The sequence below is a fragment of the Desulforegula conservatrix Mb1Pa genome (assembly GCF_000426225.1).
Classification (GTDB): domain Bacteria; phylum Desulfobacterota; class Desulfobacteria; order Desulfobacterales; family Desulforegulaceae; genus Desulforegula; species Desulforegula conservatrix.
In genome coordinates, this window is sequence record NZ_AUEY01000002.1 from 62,204 (window position 1) to 86,066 (window position 23,863).

General features: G+C 44.3%; 19 protein-coding genes and 1 other RNA gene. 12 read left to right on the forward strand and 8 right to left on the reverse strand.

Annotated elements, in window-relative coordinates; genetic code table 11:
- Window positions 1–85: 85 nt before the first annotated feature.
- The 4 genes from dnaK to K245_RS22540 form a co-directional block, all read right to left on the reverse strand.
- Window positions 86–1,993 carry a molecular chaperone DnaK gene (gene dnaK / locus K245_RS0101320; RefSeq protein ID WP_027357862.1) on the reverse strand — a complete coding sequence of 636 codons (1,908 nt, stop codon included), beginning with the start codon at window positions 1,991–1,993 and terminating at the stop codon, window positions 86–88.
- Window positions 1,994–2,048: 55 nt separating this feature from the next.
- Complete coding sequence (grpE, locus tag K245_RS0101325) at window positions 2,049–2,666, reverse strand: nucleotide exchange factor GrpE (RefSeq protein ID WP_232223783.1); 618 nt, start codon at window positions 2,664–2,666, stop codon at window positions 2,049–2,051.
- 418 nt (window positions 2,667–3,084) lie between these two features.
- An RNA gene (gene ffs / locus K245_RS27125) (signal recognition particle sRNA small type) lies at window positions 3,085–3,183 on the reverse strand.
- A 155-nt stretch (window positions 3,184–3,338) separates the two neighbouring features.
- A complete protein-coding gene (locus K245_RS22540) occupies window positions 3,339–4,130 on the reverse strand; it encodes a DUF4388 domain-containing protein (protein ID WP_051283748.1) in 792 nt (263 codons plus the stop codon).
- 686 nt (window positions 4,131–4,816) lie between these two features.
- Between K245_RS22540 and tilS the strand changes: the two genes are divergently transcribed.
- From tilS to K245_RS22550, 4 genes are all read left to right on the forward strand, one after another.
- Complete coding sequence (gene tilS / locus K245_RS0101340; RefSeq protein WP_027357865.1) at window positions 4,817–6,274, forward strand: tRNA lysidine(34) synthetase TilS; 1,458 nt, start codon at window positions 4,817–4,819, stop codon at window positions 6,272–6,274.
- 198 nt (window positions 6,275–6,472) lie between these two features.
- Window positions 6,473–8,377 (forward strand): ATP-dependent zinc metalloprotease FtsH, encoded by a 1,905-nt coding sequence (gene ftsH / locus K245_RS22545; protein ID WP_035276301.1) that lies wholly within the window; start codon window positions 6,473–6,475, stop codon window positions 8,375–8,377.
- A gap of 199 nt (window positions 8,378–8,576) precedes the next feature.
- Window positions 8,577–9,452, forward strand: a complete 876-nt coding sequence (folP, locus tag K245_RS0101355; RefSeq protein WP_035276302.1) for a dihydropteroate synthase — start codon at window positions 8,577–8,579, stop codon at window positions 9,450–9,452.
- On the forward strand, window positions 9,440–10,096 hold the full coding sequence (locus K245_RS22550; protein ID WP_051283750.1) for a rubrerythrin family protein: 657 nt from the start codon (window positions 9,440–9,442) through the stop codon (window positions 10,094–10,096). The genes folP and K245_RS22550 overlap by 13 nt, the downstream gene beginning before the upstream one ends.
- Before the next feature lie 167 nt (window positions 10,097–10,263).
- Here the strand turns inward: K245_RS22550 and K245_RS22555 are convergent, their stop codons facing one another.
- The 3 genes from K245_RS22555 to dinB form a co-directional block, all read right to left on the reverse strand.
- The gene (locus K245_RS22555) at window positions 10,264–10,593 is read right to left on the reverse strand and encodes a DUF5329 family protein (RefSeq protein ID WP_198013796.1); all 330 of its coding nucleotides are present in this window, start codon (window positions 10,591–10,593) and stop codon (window positions 10,264–10,266) included.
- Between the two features lie 409 nt (window positions 10,594–11,002).
- Window positions 11,003–11,563: a nitroreductase family protein gene (locus tag K245_RS0101370; RefSeq protein WP_027357867.1), complete on the reverse strand. Its 561-nt coding sequence runs from the start codon at window positions 11,561–11,563 to the stop codon at window positions 11,003–11,005.
- 126 nt (window positions 11,564–11,689) lie between these two features.
- A complete protein-coding gene (gene dinB / locus K245_RS0101375; RefSeq protein WP_027357868.1) occupies window positions 11,690–12,853 on the reverse strand; it encodes a DNA polymerase IV in 1,164 nt (387 codons plus the stop codon).
- Window positions 12,854–12,962: 109 nt separating this feature from the next.
- On the opposite strand from dinB, the gene K245_RS0101380 reads away from it, so the two are divergent.
- From K245_RS0101380 to K245_RS0101410, 7 genes are all read left to right on the forward strand, one after another.
- On the forward strand, window positions 12,963–14,489 hold the full coding sequence (locus K245_RS0101380; RefSeq protein WP_027357869.1) for a sigma-54 interaction domain-containing protein: 1,527 nt from the start codon (window positions 12,963–12,965) through the stop codon (window positions 14,487–14,489).
- Window positions 14,467–14,745 carry a helix-hairpin-helix domain-containing protein gene (locus K245_RS0101385; RefSeq protein WP_198013797.1) on the forward strand — a complete coding sequence of 93 codons (279 nt, stop codon included), beginning with the start codon at window positions 14,467–14,469 and terminating at the stop codon, window positions 14,743–14,745. Before K245_RS0101380 ends, K245_RS0101385 begins: the two co-directional genes overlap by 23 nt.
- Before the next feature lie 215 nt (window positions 14,746–14,960).
- Window positions 14,961–17,231: a HEAT repeat domain-containing protein gene (locus K245_RS0101390; protein WP_027357871.1), complete on the forward strand. Its 2,271-nt coding sequence runs from the start codon at window positions 14,961–14,963 to the stop codon at window positions 17,229–17,231.
- Between the two features lies 1 nt (window position 17,232).
- Window positions 17,233–19,143, forward strand: a complete 1,911-nt coding sequence (locus K245_RS22560) for an arylsulfatase (protein WP_051283752.1) — start codon at window positions 17,233–17,235, stop codon at window positions 19,141–19,143.
- 51 nt (window positions 19,144–19,194) lie between these two features.
- Entirely contained in the window at window positions 19,195–20,196 is a 1,002-nt protein-coding gene (locus tag K245_RS0101400) for a transporter (RefSeq protein WP_027357872.1), read from the forward strand.
- A gap of 74 nt (window positions 20,197–20,270) precedes the next feature.
- The gene (locus tag K245_RS0101405) at window positions 20,271–21,614 is read left to right on the forward strand and encodes an FAD-dependent oxidoreductase (RefSeq protein ID WP_027357873.1); all 1,344 of its coding nucleotides are present in this window, start codon (window positions 20,271–20,273) and stop codon (window positions 21,612–21,614) included.
- A gap of 271 nt (window positions 21,615–21,885) precedes the next feature.
- A complete protein-coding gene (locus K245_RS0101410; RefSeq protein WP_027357874.1) occupies window positions 21,886–22,335 on the forward strand; it encodes an Ig domain-containing protein in 450 nt (149 codons plus the stop codon).
- 20 nt (window positions 22,336–22,355) lie between these two features.
- On the opposite strand, the gene K245_RS0101415 is transcribed toward K245_RS0101410, so the two are convergent.
- Window positions 22,356–23,354 carry a transporter gene (locus K245_RS0101415; protein ID WP_198013798.1) on the reverse strand — a complete coding sequence of 333 codons (999 nt, stop codon included), beginning with the start codon at window positions 23,352–23,354 and terminating at the stop codon, window positions 22,356–22,358.
- Between the two features lie 215 nt (window positions 23,355–23,569).
- Between K245_RS0101415 and K245_RS0101420 the strand changes: the two genes are divergently transcribed.
- Complete coding sequence (locus K245_RS0101420) at window positions 23,570–23,857, forward strand: hypothetical protein (RefSeq protein WP_027357876.1); 288 nt, start codon at window positions 23,570–23,572, stop codon at window positions 23,855–23,857.
- The last annotated feature ends 6 nt before the right edge of the window (window positions 23,858–23,863 follow it).

A 23,863-nucleotide genomic window follows, 5' to 3' on the forward strand; every position in this document is an offset into this window, starting at 1 on the left:
ATGGTATTTCCGTAAAAATAAAAAGCCCGGAACACTAAGCATTCCGGGCTTTTTCTATGGAGTCGACAATTTCAGGATATTTTTATTATTTATCTTTTACTTCTTCAAAATCAGCGTCAACAACATCATCATCAGGCTTGGCACCGCCCTGGACTCCTGCTTCGCCGCCAGGCTGCTGGCCTTCGGCCGCGGCCTTCTGGTACATGGCTTCCGCAAGCTTGTGTGAAGCCTGGGTAAGGGTATTTGTGAGATTGACGATTCTGTCAGTGTCATCCCCTTTAAGAGCTTCCTTAAGATCATTTATCGCTGCTTCGATATTACCGCGTGTTGCTCCGTCCACCTTCTCGCCGAATTCTGTGAGGGATTTTTCAGTCTGATAGATGAGATTGTCTCCGTTGTTCTTGGCTTCAATAAGAGCTCTCTTCTTTTTGTCTTCTTCCGCGTGAAGCTCGGCATCTCTTATGGCCTGCTGGATTTCAGCCTCGGAAAGACCGCTTGATGCTGTAATCTTGATGGACTGTTCCTTGCCTGTAGCCTTATCCTTTGCCGCAACATGAACAATGCCGTTGGCATCAATATCAAAAGTAACCTCAATCTGGGGAACGCCCCTTGGTGCGGCAGGAATGTCTTTTAATTCAAACATTCCGAGGGTCTTGTTGTCCTGGGCCATTTCACGCTCGCCCTGGAGAACATGAATTGTAACAGCAGTCTGGCTGTCCTGGGCTGTGGAAAAAACCTGGCTCTTTCGTGTCGGAATGGTTGTGTTTTTTTCAATAAGCCTTGTAAGAACGCCGCCCAGTGTTTCGATACCAAGTGAAAGCGGAGTTACGTCAAGAAGAAGAACATCCTTTACCTCACCCTTAAGAACACCAGCCTGGATGGCTGCTCCAATTGCGACAACTTCGTCAGGGTTAACGCCTCTATGCGGTTCTTTTCCGAAAAGCTTCTTAACCCTTTCCTGAACTGCTGGCATACGTGTCATACCACCAACAAGAACAACCTCATGGATATCACTCGCAGAAAGACCTGCGTCCTTCATTGCTGTTCTGCAAGGACCTTCAATCTTGTCAAGAAGATCTGCAACAAGAATCTCAAGCTTTGCCCGTGTAATCTTCATATTGAGATGTTTTGGGCCTGAGGCGTCTGCTGTTATGAACGGCAGATTTATGTCTGTTTCCATTGAACCGGAAAGCTCCATCTTTGCCTTCTCTCCAGCTTCCTTAAGGCGCTGGAGGGCCATCTTGTCGCCCCTGAGGTCAATCCCTGATTCTTTCCTGAATTCATCAGCAATGAAATTCATTATTCTAAGGTCAAAGTCATCGCCGCCAAGATGGGTGTCGCCATTGGTGGACTTAACTTCAAATACACCTTCACCGATTTCAAGAATTGAAATATCGAATGTACCGCCGCCAAGGTCGAAAACAGCAATTTTTTCTTCTTTTTTTCTGTCAAGACCATAGGCAAGAGCTGCTGCTGTTGGCTCATTGATGATTCTGAGAACATTGAGACCCGCAATTTTACCAGCATCTTTGGTTGCCTGGCGCTGACTGTCATCAAAATAAGCAGGAACTGTAATTACAGCATCAGTAACTGTCTCGCCAAGGTAATCCTCAGCTGTTTTTTTGATGTTAGAGAGTACAAACGAAGAAATTTCCGCCGGGCTGTAGCCTTTATCGCGAAGATTGACCTTTACGTCTCCATTTTCAGATTCTTCGATCTTGTATGGCAGAATTTTGGTGTCATTCTGTACCGGAGCTGACTTGAACTTTCTTCCGATGAGACGCTTTACGCCAAATACTGTATTTTCAGGGTTTGTGATTGCCTGACGCTTCGCAATCTGTCCAACAAGTCTTTCACCGCCTTCGGTGATAGCTACGATGGAAGGAGTGGTTCTGCCACCTTCGGCGTTTGTGATAACCTTGGGCTCTCCCCCTTCCATGACCGCCACGCACGAGTTGGTGGTTCCCAAATCTATTCCAATTACCTTACCCATCTTTTCCTCCTCACATATATTGAACGATTTTATTCGGTTGTATTCTATTATTTAATTACTGTTTGGCTGGCGCTTTTGCGACAACCACCATTGCAGGCCTTATCAGTCTGTCATGCATTATGTAACCATTCTGCAAAACCTTGATTATCTGATTTTCGGGTACGCCATCTGCTTCTTCCTGCATAATTGCCTGGTGAAATGCAGGATCAAACATTTTGCCCTCAGCCTCAACCTGTTTTACCTGAAAACCTTCGAAGACCTTGATCATGTCACCAAGAACCATTTTCACGCCGTCAATGACCGCAGATGATGTTTCAGCAGTGGATGGAGAAGCAGAAAGAGCCCTTTCAAGATTGTCTACAGATGGAAGAAGAGCCTTGACAATGCTGGCATTTGAGTATTTTTTGAATTCATCATACTCGCGTCCCGCACGTTTTTTGTAATTTTCAAATTCAGCGGCTATCCTGAGACACTGATCCCTAAGCGCGGCAGCCTCTTCCTTGGCCACAGAAAGAGCTGATTCCACACCATTTGCAGAGTCACTTGCAATATCATCAATATTTATGCTTTCCAAGCTCTCTTCCCGCGAAGCAGCCGCAGCCCCATTAATATCAGACGATTCCTCTGCTGAAGCCTCATTATTATTGTCTTTTTTCATCTCTTCCTTCTTCACAGTCAATGAAAACTCCTGAACGTTGCTTGAGATTAATTCTGAAAATCCTGCAAATTCAAAACATTCTATATTTTTGAGCTGGAAAATAAGAACGCTTGATTGCTTGTCAAGAAAACGGGAATCATAAAACGAACATTTTTTCGAAGACTTATGCTGGATATTTCTGGATAAGGCACATAAATTAGGCGCATAAATAAAATTTGAATAGGTCACAAAAAGTCCGTTTTTCGACATTCCGGCGGGGCCTATCCCGGCGAAAACGGGAGCCGGAATCCAGAAGTAACCGAAAATACTAAAGATGCCGGATCAAGTCCGGCATAACGTCGTTGCTTTTTTGGTTTTTGCGAGTCCATCAAATATGGAAGGCTTGAAATAAAGAGAGGGCATTGATCAAAATAAAAAAAGCGCTGACGGTTACCCTGACCGGGATCGATCCACGACACAGCCGACACCTCTTATCGCTGCTTCCTTCCGGACCTGACGAGGTTCGTGGGCGTCTGTTACGTGGCGGCCGGTCAGGGTAACCCTCGGCGCTTTGTATATCTGAAACAAATCGGTCAGTTTATAGTCGCCTAAGAATCTTTTTTCAAGAGAAAACTTCCGGCAACACAATAAAAAGTCTTTTATGAGGATTGATGGGCTTGCAATAGGCGGCGTCGCCATGCCAGGTTCTCAGCTCAGCCCCTTAATATGCCTGTAAAGCGAACACACCGTATCTTCGCACCATGTCATGCCTTCCGGCGCGGGGATTCCGCAACTGTCAAACCTGTCGGCGATGTCGCCAAAGGAAAGATTCTGCTGATCTTTCAAAGTGACGAGGGTCTTGTAAAGCTTCATCTTGACCAATGGTGAAAGAGGGGAATCTGCCTCTGACTGATTATTGTTATTCCCAATTTTCTCTTTTTTTTCAGCTCCGCCATTCTCGCTGCTGTTTTCCGCGTCATGATTTTTGACAACCACATAAACAGCCGGCCCCTTCTTGCTGGTTGCCATTTCATCAATATATTTCACGCTGTCCATCATGAGTTGAAGAGGATTCAGCTTAACAACCTCCAGCCATTTAAGGCTGAACCTAGAATCTATATACTCAAACTCTCCTTCCTCCCATAGCAGAATCCCGGTAATTATTTCCTCAACCTGCCTGTAAATATATTTCTCAAGTATGGTTGTCGTAATATACCCTTGCTCAACAAAGGTCTTACCGATGTACTGCTTCTTTTCCTTGGCAATGCGCAGACAATCGTTTATCTGTTTTTCCGTTATATATCCGTCCTTGTTGAGAAGGCTCCCAAGCCTGGATTCCTTGAGCGACTCAATGGCATAGACTATGGCCCCTTCGAGAAAAAAAATCTGGAATTCCCTGCTGTTTTGCTTTGCTTTCATGATTCCGGTTTTTTTCTCGGAACTCAACAGCTGCATAATGCCAGAAAGAGATATGGTCGATATGCTGCCTTTCAGTGTCATGGAGTTGTTCCTGAGTAAGAGTCGTGTGAAGGGTGCCAATTCAAGATGAATAATTTGATATTATAGAAAATTTTTATGGCTTGCAAGAAATGAAATCCGAAACCCATCAACCGATTTCGTACAATCTCCATAATTTATACAAAAATTCAATATATAGTATTAGCTTCTATACAGACGTGGTCATATTGATTATTACGGTTTAAAATCATGCCAAAGCGCAAAAAGTCCAATTTCAGTCATTACGGTGGAGCCTGCCACATTGAAATCCGGGAGCCTAAATCCAGAACTAACTGAAAATACAAAGATGCCTGACCAAATCCGGCATGACGCTTATACCTTTTTTTGACTTTTTGCGAGTCCATTCATAAAGAATAAAAAACATGAGACATGCTTTAAAATCATCGCAAGCAGATGGTTTTAAAGCACGACGAACAATTCTGTCCGTCATGAATGAAAATAATAGAAATTGTTATATTTCCCCATTGGTTATATAACTTTGACAAGGTCGCAAAAAGTCCGATTTCGGTCATTCCGGCGCAGGCCGGAATCCAGAAGTATATAAAAAGACAAAAATGCATGATCAAGTCCGGCATGACGCGAAGCCCCTTTCTGACTTTTTGCGAGTCCATTGACTTTAACTGGTGTCTTTTATCTGATTCAGAAACAAACTGTAACCTGGAATAAAAATGACGGAAACAACATCACCTGAATTAGCCTGGATTCTTAAATCCATTGCTAAGCAAACAATAAAAAAACTCGGGCTCATAAATTCTTCGGACAAAATTCTCGCGGCAGTTTCAGGAGGGCCGGATTCAATGGCCATGCTCGTTGTTCTGCATGATCTTTCAACCGAGATGGGCTTCAAGATTGGCGTCGCGCATGTCAACCACAGCCTGCGGGGGGCAGAATCCGACGGAGACGCAGCATTCGTAGAAGAATATGTTAAAGAGCTTGGTCTTGAATTCCATATTACCAAGGTTGACGTAAACGCTTACAGACTAAAACACGGTCTTTCTCCTGAAGAAGCTGCCAGGGACTTAAGATTCTCTTTCCTCAATGAAGTAATGAAGAACTTTGGGTACACTAAAATAGCCACGGCCCACCACTCGGGGGACAACGCAGAATTAGTCCTCATGAATCTGATAAGAGGAACAGGGCCTGACGGACTTGAAGGAATGAGGCCTTATTCTCCTGAAAAAAAGATTGTAAGACCATTTATTCACGCATCAAGGAGCGATATCTCCCTGTTCATTGAAAACACCTACACTCCTTTCAGGATAGATTCTTCAAACAATGATGAAAGTCTTCTCAGGAACAGTATAAGAAAGAGACTGATTCCTCATATAGAAAACAAATTCAACGGAAGAATAAGAGATGCGCTAAACAGACTTTCAGACATCATAGCCGTAGAAAATGACTATATGAACAACATAGCTAACAATCATTTTCATGACGTGATTATTATAAACGGTGAAGACGAGATATCCCTCAGAAGCAAGAATCTGAAATCCCTGCATGAGGCCATATCAAGAAGAATAATAAGGAAAGCCATAGATTACATAAAAGGTAATCTAAAAAGGATTGGCCAGAGCCATATTGAAGGAATACTCGGGCTCGCCTCAAAAGACTATGACTGTGAAATGCATATGCCCGGACGCATAAGGGCCTTGAGAAATGGCGACGTCATAATACTCAGAAAAGAAAAAGAAAGTCTCAGGACGCCTCTTCCGGTTCCTGCATATAGATATCTGGTCGAAGACCTTGAAAACCTGCCGTTTGAAATTGATATTCCCCAGGCTGGCTTATGGATCAGATTCAGGGCGGCGCAAGAAGGAGAAGTTAATCCGTCCGAGCTTTCCGGAGCTAATAAAATAATCTTTGAAAAAGATAGCTTTAAGCTGCCTATTGTTATTCGAAACACAAAGCCGGGTGATAGCTTCAATCCAATGGGCATGAAAGGATCCAAAACAGTACTCAGATTCCTCATGGATCTGAAGATACCGGAATCACAAAGAAAAATTCAGGCAATAATGGAATCAGGAGATACAGTTCTCTGGATTCTTGGGAAAAGGATATCTGAAAAGCTCAGACTGAAGGATTCCGGAGGTAATTATATAGTAGCTGAAATCTTTTATCAGGGTTGATTTTACTTATAAATATCAGAGGCTATTCAATCAAATCCTGCTGTCGGCAAATTCTGTTGTTGGCAAGTTTTGCTTGCCTAATTCACAAAGATGATTAGTATAAATCCTATTGTACTTTGTCGCTATGTTAAGCTTAAATAACAGGGAGTCTCAAAACAAGAGATGGCCCACAGACTATAAAACCCCAGGAGGACAAGTTTGAATCCGTTCTATAAAAATCTCACGTTGTGGGTTGTCATCGTTTTTATGGTGATCTTGCTCTACAGCATTTTTAATACCCAGCCAATAGCAGAGACTGAAAAAAGCTATTCCGAATTCATCGAAATGGTGGATAGCGGTCAGATTACAGGCTTGGAGCTTCAGGGCAACGAAATAAAAGCCAAGGATAACACCGGGAAAAAATACTCTATCTATGCTCCGAATGATCCTGATCTGATCAAAACTCTCAGGGAAAAGAAAATACCGGTAAAGGCTAAGCCTCCTGCTGAAACTTCATGGTTTGTTTCTGCCCTCATCTCGTGGCTTCCTGTTATTCTGATCGTTGGTGTGTGGATATTCTTCATGCGCCAGATGCAGGGCGGCGGCGGCAAGGCCATGTCTTTCGGCAAAAGCAGGGCAAGACTTCTTTCGGATCAGGCTGCCAGGGTTACCTTCGAAGATGTCGCAGGTATTGACGAGGCAAAAGAAGAGCTTTCCGAAATAGTCGATTTTCTTAAAGATCCAAAAAAATTCACCAGACTTGGAGGCAGAATTCCAAAGGGAGTTCTTCTCATGGGTTCTCCTGGAACAGGAAAAACCCTTCTCGCAAGGGCAATCGCAGGCGAGGCAGGAGTTCCTTTTTTCAGCATAAGCGGTTCAGATTTTGTTGAAATGTTCGTTGGCGTCGGAGCTTCAAGGGTTAGGGATCTTTTCACCCAGGGCAAAAAAAATGCTCCTTGCATTATTTTCATAGATGAAATTGACGCTGTAGGACGCCAGAGAGGCGCGGGGCTTGGCGGCGGGCATGATGAACGTGAACAGACCCTCAACCAGCTCCTTGTTGAAATGGACGGGTTTGAGTCAAATGAAGGCGTTATTCTGATCTCTGCTACTAACAGACCTGATGTTCTTGACCCTGCTCTTTTAAGGCCAGGACGTTTTGACCGTCAGGTTATGGTTCCGCTGCCTGATATCAGGGGCAGACAGAGAATTCTTGAAGTACACATGAAAAAAAGTCCTGTGGACAAAGACGCCAACTCTCTTGCTCTTGCCAAGGGAACTCCTGGTTTTTCCGGCGCTGATCTTGAAAATATGGTCAATGAGGCAGCCCTTCTTGCCGCAAAGAGAAATCAGGATAAAGTTACAATGAAAGATTTCGAGGATGCCAAGGACAAGGTCTACATGGGCCTTGAAAGAAAATCCAAAGTAATCCGCGAGGAAGACAAAAAAATCACCGCATATCATGAAGCTGGACATGCTCTGGTTGCAAGATTTCTTCCCCATACCGATATAGTCAACAAGATTACAATTATTCCCCGTGGCCGCGCTGCCGGAGTCACCTGGTTTTTCCCTGATGAAAGGGATTTCAGATTCAAGGATCAGCTGGAAAACCAGCTTTGCGTAGCATTTGGCGGACGAGCTGCAGAAGAGATTATCTTCAGCCGCATAAGCACTGGAGCCGCCAACGACATCAAACAGGCGACGGCAATCGCCCAGAGAATGGTGCGCAACTGGGGAATGAGCAAACTTGGCCCTGTTGCCTATATCAAGGACGAAGAGCAGGTTTTCCTTGGAAAGGAAATTCATCAGCAAAGGGATTATTCTGAGGAAACAGCGAAATATATTGATGCAGAAATTTCCGGTTTGATAAATGTGGCTTATGACAAGGCAAAGGAAGTTCTTAACGACAACCTTGACATACTTCACAAGCTTTCAGACCTTCTTCTTGAAAAAGAAACCGTCATGGGCCAGGAGCTTGACGCTCTCATAGTTTCAATGAAGCCAGGAATTGAGCTTTCAAAGTCCTATGAATATGATGAAGATATCATTGACATAAAGACAGAAGAAAAACCTGTTGAGAATGTTCAGGAAACAGCTCCGGAAGTGCCTGAAGAAACAGCCTGATTCCCTTAAAATAAAAGGTGCTCAAGCCGAATGGCTAAGCACCATAATAATGATAGAAAAGCCCTGAAGATAGTTACTGACATTTATGTGACCTTCTATCAGGGCTTTTTTATGCAAGCCTTGATAATAAAAAAACACAGACTCTGCCTGACCTTAACCAAATATTTGAACTATGCATTTAAAATAGACTCTCATAAATATGAATGATTTAACTAAAAAACAAACGGTCATAAAAAGATTTGCTCTGGATTTTTCAAGCGGCCCACTAATCATGGGTATCGTTAATGTCACTCCTGATTCATTTTCAGACGGAGGCAAGTTTCTTGATAACGAAAAAGCTGTTGAACATGCCCTCAGACTCGAAGATGAAGGCGCAGATATACTCGACATAGGCGGAGAGTCCTCAAGACCTTTTGCTGAAGCAGTAAGCGAGGAAGAAGAAATAAGGAGGGTGATTCCCCTTATTTACGAACTTAGCAAAAGAGTTTCTGCTCCTATATCCATAGACACCATAAAATCAAAAGTCGCAAAGCTTGCTGTTGAAGCTGGAGCGTCGATAATAAACGACATCAGCGCAATGACCATTGACCCTGAAATGCTTTCTACAGCAGCGTCATCAAATGCAGCGGTCATCCTCATGCACATGAAGGGCGAGCCAAGAACAATGCAGATAGACCCTTTTTACGATGACGTAGTTTCAGAAATCATGGCATATCTGAAAACCATGATGGATAGCGCCGAAAAAGTCGGCATTGAAAAATCAAGCATAATACTTGATCCAGGCATAGGCTTTGGAAAGGACATTTCACATAATCTTGCCATAATCAACGCTATTCCTGATTTTAAAACCCTTGGAGCGCCGGTTCTTATTGGCCCCTCCAGAAAATCATTCATCCAGAAGATACTTGGAACAGATCTTAAAACTGGAATAGAAAGGGTGGAAGCAGGAACCCTTGCAGTAGTCACGTCATCGCTCATGAACGGCGCTGATATTGTCAGGGTTCATGATGTAAAGGCTGCAAAGGCAGCGTTGGAAATTATAAAGGCATTGAAAGGATCAAAATGCAGGCCCTAAAGATAAAAATACTACTTTTCTCAATCATGTTTGTCTTATTGCCTCTTTTCCTTGCACAGGCCCAGCCATTATATCCGGAAACTGTTTCAGGCCTTAAAATGGTTTTCATGAAGGAATCACGGGCTCAAAAAAGCTATATGGCTTTTTCTGAAAAAGCAAAAGCTGAAAATTACCCTAATATTGCACGGCTTTTTGTGGCCATTGCAACGTCCGAATCAATCCACGCCCGCAATATGAAAAAAATTCTTTCTGATCTTGGAGTTGAGGTCAAAGATCCACAGAATATGGAAACAAAAATACTTGATACCAAAATAAATCTTGGAACAGCGCTTGACAGAGAGCTTCAGGATATTGACCAGATATATCCGGGGATTCTTGAAAAAATGAAGATAGAGGGAAATGAGTCCGCCATAAAGGCCCTTACTTTTACATGGGAGTCTGAAAAGCAGCACAGGCAGATAATCCAGACTATCAGATCCGCCACAGAGTCTGATATCCTCTTTGGAATGGTGGCCGGAACCATAGAAAATTCATCTTCCCGAAGTTACATATGCACTATATGCGGCTCGACCGTAATGGAGCTTCCAAAGGAAACCTGCCCGATATGCAATAATCCGGTTTCCAATTATAAGGATGGGCCTTAGCTTTCTCAAAATTGATGAAATCGCAAAAAATCTAAAAATAGCGTCGGCGTCATGCCGGGCTTGATCCGGCATCCAGTTATGTTAGCCACTTCTGGACTCCGGCCTGCGCCTGAATGACAGGAATCAGGCTTTTGCTGGTTCAGCAATATTGGTTTCAAAAAATGCCTTCATTTATTCGCTTCAATATCACCCAGAAAACCATTCAAAACATCGGCGGACAGCCTTTCGGATCCATCCTTGAATCTAATTTTGTAAGCCTCCCCCGTCATGGATGATCCGGTTCCGCAGTATTTAATGAAATCATCGGCTGTCTTGATTCTGGCTCCGGCGTTTCCAAGCTTGAGGCGCATGTGATCCGCAGCTTCTTTTGGCGTGTGCTCTTTTCCGTTTCTTATAAAGACAGCGTCTCCGAGGCGTTCAACTTTGTTTATCAGAGCTTCTATTTTCTGGGCCTCTGTCATTGTTTCCGCTAATGCCTGAAAAGGAAAAAGAAGCATAATAACAAATGCTAACAAAACTGTTTTTGTCTGAAAAAATAGAATTTTAATAAATCCTCCTTTCTAAACAAGACCAAGAATACCAATCGCACGCTGTATTGGCAATAAAGCCATACATCTCTGCATGGCTTTACCAGACCTGTATTATTTTCAGTTACGGAGCCTTGGCGAGCCGCTTTTTACAAAAAGCGACCCGCCGGAGGCACTCGGCTTAACGTCGGATTACGGACAAAGGGCGTCCTAATCCGACCTACGCATCACCCTTTTTTGATGGCAAATTAACCATAAAAGGCACTTCTTAACTGAAAATCAGGCAGAGCCACAATCTTATTTGATTGAGGGACGCCCATTGTATAGTTCCCAAAAACAATACAAAAAATAGAGCATGGCCACGTCCGCACTGAAATAATCACGACTTTTTGAATACATCCGTATGAAGAAACTGGGCTAAAACCTTTCTTTCAGGTGGTTTTGGAGACTGGTCAGGATAGCCGAGGGGAATAAGTGCAACCTGGGCATAATCTTCCGGGAGTTCAAGGATTTCAGCTGCTGTGTCATGATCGTAAAGCCCGACAACAACTGTGCCAAGGCCAAGGCTGTGAGCTGAAAGACAGAGGGTCTGGGTCGCTATTCCAAGATCGAACATGAGCCAGTCGCCATATTTTGTTGACGGCTTGCCATCATAATATCCTGATGTACCCTTTCTGGCACACATCGCAAGAAGAACAGGGGCAGCAATAACAGCCTTTAGGGAAGGATTTCTCCCACTCACTTTTTTGATTGCATCCTGAAGCATCTGCCTTTTTTCAGGGCTTTTCACATTCACAATTTCCCAGCACTGGGTATTGGCCCATGATTGAGACCATCTCACGGTTTCAAAAAGTTCATTCAGAACTTCATCAGAAACAGGTTTATCCTGAAATCTTCGAATGCTTCTTCTTCCCTTTACCATTTCCATGAAACTCTTCATCTGGGCCTCCTTTTTGATTCGATTAATATAAGCGGTGCAATAAATATCGTCGCAAAGATACCATATAAAACTAATCCTGATGAGCTCAATAAATCAACCAAAAAGCATGACCTAAAAAAAATGATATTATTTACTCTTTTCAGAAAAAAAGGCGTGATTTACTGCTGCATCACCGAATCGGTCTGAAATTCTGTCCAGCGCCTTATCTATCTTGGACCATTTTTCATCAGCCCCTTTCCTGTCTTTGAAAAGCAATCCCTGAACAGGGGCAGATTCTGAAACAATATTTGATACTGTCACACCAATAAGCCTGATCGGTGTGTTTATTTCGTATTCGGCAAACAGAGAGCAAGCGGTCATATAAACTGTGCGGGTGCAGTTCACTGGAGAAGCAAGGGTCTTTGATCTTGTTATCTGGGAAAAATCCCTTGTCTTTATTTTTATGCTGACAGTTCTGCCCTTGAGTTTCTTGTCCCTAAGCTCCCTGCAAACATCATCAGCCTCGGCCATAAGGGCTTTTTTCAAAAATTCTCTGTCAGTTACATCTTTTTCGAGCGTTATCTCCTTGCTGACGGAATGATTCTTTGGCCCTGAACATGAAACAGGCTCGTCAATACCATTTGAGAGGGCAATCAGCCTTTCTCCTGAAAGGCCTAATTTTTTTGTTATTGTTCTTCTGTCAGCTTTCCTTAATTCACCAAGTCTTGAAAGCCCCATAACAGAAAGAATTTCAAGGGTTTTTCCTCCGACTCCGGGAACCTTCCGAAGGGGAAGATTATTGATGAAAACTTCGACATCATCTTTTTTTATGATAAAGAGGCCGTCTGGTTTTCTCATGTCAGATGCAATTTTTGAAAGAAAACGTACTGGAGATATTCCGATGGAACAGGTGAGAGCTTCTCTATCCATGATTTCTTTTTTGATCTTCATGGCAATTTCGACGTGGCTCCCAAACAATCTTTCAAGACCTGAAATGTCGAGAAAAGCCTCATCCACAGAAACCTGCTCCACAATTGGAGAAAATGAGCAAAGTATCTTCATTATCTTTTTGGATGCTATTCCATATTTTTCCTTGTCCGGCGGAACAAAAATAGCATCAGGACAAAGTCTTCTGGCCTCAAAAACCGGCATCGCAGATTTTACGCCTGATTTTCTTGCCTCGTAGCTCGCCGAACAAACAACGCCGCGGCCTGAGACACCTCCCACAATTAAAGGCCTGCCCTTTAATTCAGGATTATCTCTCTGTTCCACAGAGGCAAAAAAAGCATCCATATCTATGTGAAGAATCATTTTTTAGAATACTGATTTGCTGTTTTAGAAAAATGTGTTTACATATTTGTAAAAATTGCGCCAAAATGGGCAATTAATGATTTCATCATGTCCCGAAAGGCTTTAAATAATGAAACACGTACAAGACATAACCATTTGCTATGAAATAAGCAAGGCTCTGAATGAGAACTTTGACCTGAGAAAATCCCTGTACAGGGTTCTTGATATTCTTTCAACCCAGGGTGAATTTGAACGTGGAACCATAACAATTCTTAATCCCATGACAGACGAGATAAGAATCGAGGTTGCCCATGGTCTCACCAGAACAGCAATGGAAAAAGGAAAATACAAGGTTGGCGAAGGTGTAACCGGTAAGGTTATTCAGACCGGAAAACCATTTGCGGTTCCCAAAATAAGTGACGAGCCTCTTTTTTTGAACAAGACCGCATCAAGAAGAAGCGGCAAAAACGAACACGAGTATTCTTTCATATGTGTTCCAATCAAGCGAGGCGATCAGGTTATAGGCGCGCTGAGCGTTGACAGGGTGTATGACGTATCATATTCACTCAACGCAGGGGTGGAGCTTCTCTGTGTTCTAGCTGCCATGCTTGCCCAGCATGTCAAGAACCTTGAAAAAATAAGACTCGAGAAGGAAAAACTCCACGACGAGAATAAACGCCTCAGAAACGAGCTTGAAAGCAAATTTCGCATAAACAATATTGTCGGAAACAGCAACAAGATGCGCGAAGTTTTCCAGATGGTGGCCCAGGTTTCAAAAAGCAATGCCACAGTTCTTGTAAGGGGGGAAAGCGGAACAGGAAAGGAACTTGTCGCAAGCTCCATACATTATAACAGCAACAGGGCAAAACAGCCTTTCATCAAGGTCAACTGCGCGGCTCTTCCTGTTAGTCTCATAGAAAGCGAGCTGTTCGGCCATGAAAAAGGCGCCTTCACAGGAGCAGTTCAGCAGAAAAAAGGAAAATTTGAACTTGCCCACAACGGAACTCTTTTTCTGGATGAAATCGGAGCCATCGACCATAATGTCCAGGTCAGGCTTCTCAGGGTTCTCCAGGAAAGGGAATTTGAACGCGTCGGCGGAACAAAGACCATTAAATGCGATGTCAGAATAATTACGGCTACAAACAAAAATCTGGAAAGAGCGGTTGAGGATGAATCGTTCCGCGGGGATCTTTATTACAGGCTCAATGTTTTCCCAATATATCTTCCGCCTTTAAGGGAAAGAAAGACTGATATTCTGCTTCTTGCAGATCATTTTCTCGAAAAATACGCGCGTGAAAATGGCAAGGATATCAAAAGATTTTCAACTCCGGCCATAAACATGCTCATGTCATACCACTGGCCCGGCAATGTCCGAGAGCTTGAAAACTGCATAGAAAGAGCCATTCTTCTTTGCGAGGAAGGCGTGATTCACAGCTATCACCTGCCTCCGACCATACAAACCGGCAGCGATACAGACACACTTCCGTCAGGCTCCCTCGAGGACGCGGTTGCAAAGCTTGAAGCTGAAATGATTATTGACGCCCTGAAAAATACAAGGGGCAATGTCTGCTCGTCAGCTAACATGCTGAAAACCACTGTGCGCAAATTTTCTTACAAGATGAACAGATACGGCATTGATTACAAGACTTACAGATAATATGAAAAATGAGCTTCTTAAAATCCCGGGTGTGGGGAAAAGCATAGCGTCTGATCTTGTTGATCTCGGCATAAAAAGAATTGAAGACCTGAAGGGAAAGGATCCTGAAAAACTTTATGAAGACTTCTGCATACTAAGGGACCAGAAAATAGACAGATGTATGCTTTATGTTTTCAGATGTGCGGTATATTTTGCCTCAAATAAAGAACATGATCCTGAAAAGCTCAAATGGTGGAACTGGAAAGATAGACGCTGAGTTCCGTGAAGAGCCAGTAAAGCCGCTTTTGTAAAGTGGCTTGTCTAAGTTATTGCTCCGGTGATTAAATATATAAAAAAGTTGAAGTGTGGTTCCTTCTAAATTAAGCAACAACATGGAATTCAAAATTTACATATTATGCCACCGGAGCAATAAAGCGCACAGTGACGCCTGTCATCCCTATTATTAAATGCCTATATCTAATTGGTATATAAATGAAATATTACGATCAAAAGATAAGCTGCTTTAAAATAGCTGCGAGTATCTTAATAATAAGCCTTTTGCTATCAATGGCTGTGATAGCTGATCCTGGCAAGGAGCCTAAATACGCTGGTTCTTCAAGTTGCCTGGAATGTCATGAAAAATTTTATAAACTCTGGTCTTCGTCCAGGCACGGACTTGCCATGCAGCCTTACACCACTGACTTTGCGGAAAAACAACTGGCACCACAAAAAACTGGGATCGTTATAAACGGTAACAACTACCTGAGTGATCTGAAAAACGGAGAAGTCACCGAAAATGGCCCTAAAGGTAAAAAGAATTACAAAATAGAACATGTCCTCGGCGGAAAAAACGTTTATTATTTCCTGACGCTTCTCGATAAAGGCAGACTCCAGACACTTCCCATTGCCTATGATGTCAACAAAAAGGAATGGTTCGACACCGTCGCCAGCGGCATTCGCCACTTTCCTGGAGGAGAACAGGGTCAATCCATCAACTGGAAGGAATACCAATATACATTCAATACCGCCTGTTACGGCTGTCATGTGAGCCAGCTCTCGACAAATTATGATCTATTGAGCGACACCTACCATACAACCTGGGCAGAACCTGGCATTAACTGCGAGACATGCCACGGATCTTCAATAGAGCATAACAAAATTGCAAAAGCCGCTCCTGTTGGCCAGCCATTGCCGGACTCGAAAATAATCAGTACCAAGACCATGACGAAAACCCAGAGGAATGATCTATGCTCAGGATGTCACGCTAAAGCCAGCCCACTCACCATCGAATCAAAGCCAGGGGAAAAATTCTATGATCATTTCGATCTCGTGACCCTTGAGGATCCTGACTTCTATCCGGATGGCCGTGACCTGGGAGAGAACTACACGCTAACATCATGGAGCATGAGTCCGTGCTTCAAGTCCGGCAAAATCGACTGCATGCATTGTCATACATCCAGCGGTCGATATAGATTCAAGAAGGAAAAATTCAACGACGCATGTATGCCTTGCCATGAAGACAAGATAAAAGATCCTGCGGCTCATACACACCACGCAGCAGATGGCGAGGGCAGCAAGTGTATCTCCTGTCACATGCCCATGACATCATTTGCAAGGATGAACCGGAGCGATCACTCCATGTTGCCTCCGACACCTGCGTCTACGGTCGCCTATAAATCACCGAATGCCTGTAATCTCTGCCATGCTGACAAAGATGCTGCCTGGGCTGACAAGACCGTTCGCAAATGGCGCACACATGATTACCAGGCGCCGGTGCTGAAACGCGCGGCTCTTATTGATGCGGCCCGTAAACGGGATTGGAAAAAGCTTCCGGAGATGCTCTCCTATATCAATGATCCCAAGCACGATGAAATATTTGCCACTTCGCTTATAAGGCTCATTCAGCCTGTTCAGGATCAAAATGTTTTATATGCATTACTCTCGGCAGCCAAGGATCCGTCGCCTCTCGTGCGCGGTGCGGCTGTTCAGGCTCTGGGGCTCATGCCGACCACCGAAAGCCTTCAGGCCCTTATAGTGGCGTCAAAAGACGAGTATAGGCTGGTGAGGGTTCGGGCCGCAGCCGGGATCGCATCTTTTCCTAAAAAAAGTGTACCTGTGGCCTATGAATCTCAGCTCAAAAAAGCCAATAATGAATACATAGCGTCCATAACAGCAAGGCCTGACCAGTGGACATCCCATTATAATATGGGTAATTATCTGTTAGACCAGGGTGATGCAAAGAAGGCCGTTGCATCTTATCAGACAGCGCTGCAACTTGATCCCCAGGTAATCATGCCCATGGTGAACACTTCCATGGCTTATGCACAGATGGGAGAAAATAACAAAGCAGAGGCATCCCTTTACAAGGCTCTCAAACTGTCGCCAGACAATGCCGCAGCGAACTTCAATATGGGGCTTCTAAAGGCGGAGAAAAAGGAGCTTAAAGAGGCAGAAGAATATATGAAGAAAGCTTTTGACGCTGATCCCAACATGGCCCAGGCAGCCTATAGTCTGTGCATCATAACAGCAAAAGACCGCATTGACGAAGCTGTGGACTGGTGCAGGAAAGCGTCCGAACTCAGACCCCATGATCCTAAATATGCTTATACCCTTGCCTTTTATCTGAACCAAAAGGGTGACAAAGAAGCGTCAATAAAGACCTTGAACAGAATTTTAAAAGAGTATCCTCAGCACAAAGATGCCGAAATGCTTCTCAAAGAAATATCAAAGCAGTATCCAAGACAACAGGGAAAGGAGCAATGAAATGAAACAGAATCTGGCCCGATCAGGAAATAATTGGATCTGGACATGTTCCTGCATATGGGAACAAAAGGTTAATGGAGATGATTACCTGTCTCGAATGTGTCAGCGGAGCATGAAGACGGTGTTTAGATTTCCAGGAATGCTGGGCATTCTTTTTATTGCCATGCTTCTGACCGCATCATCTACAGCCTTTGCAGCAGATACACCCCGCAGGCCCAACATTGTTCTGATTCTTGGCGATGACATGGGGTTCTCTGACATGGGCATGTTTGGCAGCGAAATCAAGACACCCAACCTTGACTCGCTGGCAAAGGATGGCGTACGCTTTACGAATTTCTACACCCAGGCAAGTTGTTCCCCCACCAGGTCTTTGCTGCTGAGCGGCGTCGATACACATCAGAATGGACTGGGCAACATGGATGAGTGGACTGCTCCCAACCAGCGTGGTGTGGATGGATACGAAGGTTATCTGAATAATCGGGTGACAACGCTGCCTCAGCTGCTTAAAGACTCGGGATACCATACTTATATGGTCGGCAAATGGCATCTCGGCAAATCACCTGCACAGATACCGGCTGCGCGTGGATTTGAGAGAGACTTCTCGCTGCTTGACGGCGCTGGAAGTTACTGGGACATGACAAATTTCACGGGTGCATCGCCACAGTCAGTATTCACAGAGGACGGACATTATCTGAATAAACTTCCCGATGATTACTATGCCACAAAGACATATACTGACAAGCTGATTGGATTCATCGATAATAACCGTGCTGATGGAAAACCTTTTTTTGCCTATGTCTCCCACCAGGCACCGCACGATCCATATCATCTGCCGAAGGAATGGCGCTCTCGCCATGTCGGCGAGTACGACATTGGCTGGGATGCGATTCGTCAGGCTCGACTGAAGAGACAGATAGGACTCGGCATCATGCCGAAGGATACACAGCTTGCCGAGAGAATGTGGTTTCTTCCCGATCCCATTGTGCTCGCTCCGGCCAGCAGGGCAATACTCGGCAAAAAGATGGAACTCTATGCAGGCATGATGGAAAACCTTGATTACCACATAGGTCGGCTCATCGATTATCTTAAAAAAACAGGCGAGTACGAGAATACGATCTTCATCGTTTTTGGCGATAACGGAGCAGAGGGGAACGACCTTTTCGCACAGATAGCTGGTACGCCGGGCACCCGGGATTTTCTCTTCTCTGCCATAAACTGGTCACAGACTCATCCCAATGCATGGGGTGATCCGGGTTCATATGTCAGTTACGGCCCAATGTGGGCGCAAGTATCCATGACTCCATTCAGTCAGTACAAGGGGTGGCTCGCGGAAGGCGGAATCAGGAATGCTCTCATAGTAAGCGGACCGGCAGTCAAACGGGCCAAAGGAAGTATCAATCATGGCATTATGCAGGTAGGCGACATCATGCCTACGCTGCTCGAAATCGCTGGAACCAGCTATCCTAAGACTTATGAGGGACGTGAGTTACCATTGCTCAACGGGAAATCATGGGCGCAGATGCTTGCAGGCAAGACCGAATCACCTCGCGTGGAGCAGGACTACCTCGCATGGGAAATATTCGGCAACCGTGCGGTTCGCCAGGGAAACTGGAAGCTGCGCTGGCAATACAAGCCTTTTGGCAAGGGCGAATGGGAACTTTTCAATCTTGTGGCTGATCCGGCAGAGAGAAAGGATCTCGCAGCAGATCATCCTGACAAGGTGAAGTCGATGCTCTCGCTCTGGGAAAACTATGTACGGACGAATAATGTTATTCTGCCGAATCGCTCCGTTTTTGAGACCCTGGAAGATAAACTTCCTCAGCGTGTTCCGGACGACGCTGGCTTCCCGCCGCTTATTTACAAAAAACAGTTTATACCGCCAAAGGATATGGTTGCTGATCCAAAACCTTAGAGTATTGCCAATTCGACAATTACTCAGATAATTAATAAGGAGGTCCATCTCATGGAAAATAACGAAAGCCCGATTAAGCCGATTGCATGGTTACGTTTAACCGCCATAACGCTGCTTGCCATAGGCGTACTTTCCCCCATATATGTTCAGGCCCAGGCTCCGGCGCGCTTCTATTGGAAGACACTGTCAGGAGCAAGTGCTGTGCCGCTCATAGTCGAGTCTGTGAGCGGAAATACTAATCCGTTCGACTTTGCGCATACTGTGACTCCTGGAGCTAACTTCGATGCAACCTTGGCTTTGCCAGGGTTCGCATTTACCTTTCCTCTTTTCGATCACGCTGCCATGGCAGCAGTCATAATGCCAATGGGTCGAATATCTGGTGATGTGACTGTGGCCGGAAAGACAACGAACCAATCAACCAACGGGTTCGGTGATCCTATGCTCGAAATAAACATAAACATGATAGGGCCACCTGCGCAAATGAACATCCCCGATGCCCTGCGCTATGAACCTGGATTCTCTGTCGACCTGCTCGCCGACCTTGCAGCACCGATCGGCGAATATGACAACAGCCAGCCGTTAAACCTGGGACAGAACCGCTGGTATGGACGCCTGGGAATGCCTGTCATCTGGCAGCTCGGATCCTGGGTTCCGGGTAGACGCACGACTCTGGAACTGCTGCCTGCGGTATGGCTTTTCGGAGACAACGATGACTATGTCGGACAAAAGATGGAGACTGATCCACTCTTCCAGTTGGACGCTCATATAACGCGCGATCTGACAGAGCGATTATGGGGAGCCATAGATGCCACCTGGTATAATGGCGGTGAAGCAAGCATTAATGGAATTTCAGGTGAAAAACTCGATAATTTTGGTATGGGACTTACGCTTGGTTATAGCGTCAACGAAAACATGAACCTAACCTTCGGTTATAAATCGACCATCAATGATGACGCTCCTGATGATCTTCGCATGGATGTCTTCATGGTTTCCCTCACATTCGGATGGCACCCTCTTATTGAAGGCTCAAGGCGTCTGACAGGTGACAAATAGGGATTATCCAGAAGTTTAGAATTATCGATTCTCTTATAGGCTCCGGCTTCTAAATATAGGCAAAGGAGGAAACAATGAAATTTGTAATAATAGGCGGAGACGCGGCAGGAATGAGCGCTGCAAGCCGTACAAAAAGAAGTAATCCGTCCATTGACGTGACTGTTCTTGAGCAAGGTGAAGACGTTTCATACAGCGCCTGCGGAATGCCTTACAATATTGCAGATCCTGACAGGGATATGGATGATCTTACAGTAAGACAGGCTGATGATTTCAAGACTCTTGGAATCAATCTGCTGACAGGCAGACGTGTCACGTCCATAGACCGTGAAGCTAAAACAGTTTCAGGAGTGACAAAAGGCGGAGCTGATTTCACGATTCCTTTTGACAAGCTTCTCATCGCTACAGGAAGCAGCCCTGTTAAACCTGATCTTCCTGGCTTTGACCTTCCTGGTGTAATGGCTCTCAAAACACTTGAAGATGGCAGAAGGCTCAAAAATCATATTCTTGAAAAAAATATCAAAAAGGCTGTGATACTCGGTATCGGATATATTGGACTTGAGATGGCGGAAGCCCTCAGGGAACTTGACATAGAAGTAAAGATGATCAAAAGGAGCGGTGTTTTTCTGCCTTGGATGCCTCCTGAAATGGCCGCAGTCGTAAAGCAGGAAATCGATTTCAAGGGCGTTTTCACTAATTCAGGATGCAATACAGAAAAAATTGAAATGTCGCCTGACGGAAAACTGCTGGCCATCTGTCCTAAAGAGACCTTTGAAGGCGATATGATTGTCATTGCCATAGGAGTGAGACCAAACAGTTCCATGGCAAAGGATGCAGGACTCGAGCTCGGCCCTGGAGGAGCAATTCTCGTAAACAGATTCATGCAGACATCAGATCCTGACATTTACGCTGCTGGTGACTGCGCCACGGCATTTCATGTTCTTACAGGAAAGCCCACATGGATTGCCCTTGCTCTGACAGCCAACCGAGGCGGATGGACAGTTGCCGATCATGTTTGCGGGAAAGACGCTGATATGCCGGAAATTGCAGGAACTTCTGTTTTCAAGATATTCGAGCTTGTTGTTGCCAGAACCGGCTTTTCCATTGAAGAGGCAAGGGCAGAAGGCTTTGATCCTGTTGAGGTAATGATAAAAACAAGGTCAAGGGCCCATTCATATCCTGGTGCCACGAGAATATGGACAAATCTGGTGGCTGACAAAAAAACAGGAAAGCTCCTAGGCGGTGTCATGATAGGAAGAGAGGGCGTAGCCCACAGAATAAATTCCCTTGCAACAGCTCTTTACGCAAAAATGACTGTCAAGGATCTTCAAAGATGCGATTTTGCCTATGCTCCGCCATTCGGGCCTGTATGGGACCCTCTTCTGACGGCTGCAAACCAGCTGCTGAAAAAATTGGACTGATATTTAACGTTTGTCCGTAATCCGACGTCAGGAATTTGGATTTATGATTGATGTAGGCAGACCAATATTTCAAAAACATTCGATCATAAATCTAAAATTGTAAATTTCTCAGATCGCTTTTTTAGAGATTTATTTATGTAGTATATCAAGCATAAGTATGGCGGGATGAAAATCCCGCCATATCACCAAGCATGTTTTTCTTGTTTTCAATACCCTTGCCGTATTACACTTTGCTAAAAGTCATTTCTTTTAAACAAAGGAAACAAAAACCATGAAAATCCGCCTCCTGACTTTTATGGCCATACTCCCAATACTATTTTTAATAGGATGCGACAGCGTCACAAGATGCGCCATAAATGCATACGAGATGACAATATATACTGACAGGCTTCCGGTTGCTGATGTTGGGGTATATTACAGGGCTGAAATTACGGCTGGAATAGATCACAATCCCAATGACGATCTCTATGATTACGAATTTTCCTATGACGGATATCTGCCTGACGGACTCTATATCTCAGAAACTGACCGTGAACTCATAATTTCAGGAGTTCCAAAGGAGGGTGGTACTTTTAATCTTAATGTGTCTGTTACATCACACAGTCTTATGGATGAGGCCCTTGAAGAAGAGTATCATAATGGTTTCACATGCATAGATTATAAGGACAAGCAATCATTTGCCCTTATTGTCATGGGTGAAGAGCCTGGCAGTCAGCAGTAAACCCGATTGCTCGCAAAAGCTTACAAACCGCTTCCCCAGCGATACTGCCAGACAACTCCGCCAAGGTTGTAGTCATTGCCGGAATGTGTGTAAATTGCGGTGCTTGCATAAAGCTTGATCGAGTTGTTCTTGTTAACAGGCAAGGCGAGAGTGGCTCCGAGGCGCGAATTGTCAAGCGAATCATTCTTGTCAATCTTGTCCACAGTAGTCTGGCCGCCAAAATCATAGGTTCCGCTTAAGGCACCCCATATACCTTTACCAAAAAGATATGTTGCATGAAGCTGGGTTGTGCAAACCGGATCCTGATCAAGTGTTTTACCACCGAAAAAATTGTCATTCCTGGTAAAAAAGAGAACTCCTGTGGAAAGCTCAAGGGTAACAGGCCCAAATGCCTTGGATATTCCTATGTCTGGTTTGAAATACCAACGGTTGTTTCCTATATTGACAAGCTTTTCAGATTCATAGTCACCAAGAGGCGCGGACACTTGAAGACTGGTTCCAATAATTAAATCCTGCTGATAATTGGCAAAATCTTTAAGTGACAGAGCAGGGGAGCCGAGTAAATTGACAGAAAAACGAAACCTCGGATCATTGAACCCGGAAACATTTCGTTCTCTTGGTTCCTCATTGACCATAGCGGTTCCTGACAGATCCGAATAAGGCACTATAATGTCAATTTTTCCTGATTTGCCCAAAATATCCAGAGACCTCGCATAAGCAAGGATTCCTGTATGCATTTCGATTTCTGCGTCCTTGAGAGGAGACGAAGCATCTGTTGACAGACCTCCTTCCGAATAAGCATAACCGGCAATGAGAAAATTAATTCCAACAGGAGTATTGACGTAGCTTCTTGGTTCAATCTCTCCGGCATGGACCTTGACATCCATTAGTATCAGGGCAACAATGAAGAAACCTACAAAAACAATCTTATTCGCTTTCTGAGGATTGGCTTGGACAAAAAAACGAGGCGGATAAAGAAAAAAGCCAAACTTCATTATGTTGCGATTTAAACTAAGCATTATAAATTTCCATTCCTGTCTGGACAAAGCATAGAGTCTCAATATATAAAATATATCAATAATTGCGGCGGCATTAAGTATATTATTTGATAAGCAATTTACAGTAAGATAATCCTCAGAAGCAAGCCAAAAAAGGCGTAAAACAAGTTAAATGCTACTTCTTTAATAATACCTTTTCTTTTTCTGATTCTTTAAACAAAATACAGGGGATAATCATGAATAAACACGAATGGCGCGAGCTACTGAGCCTTGCTCCGGCTGACATTCTGCTATGGGCTGCAAGTGGTTGCCTCATAGGAATGAAATTTATCAATGATCCTGTAAAGGACTCAATCCTTGCTGCGGCGGCGGTTATTCTGGCTATAGCCTCCTGTTTCGTTGGAATGAAAAACGACGAGAGGGTTTCTAAACTGACAAACAGACTTAAAAAAATATCATATCCGGTCTGTCTTATTGTTGTCATCCTCATCATTTTTCTTAATTTTCTGAAATGGAATTTCTAAGAGTCT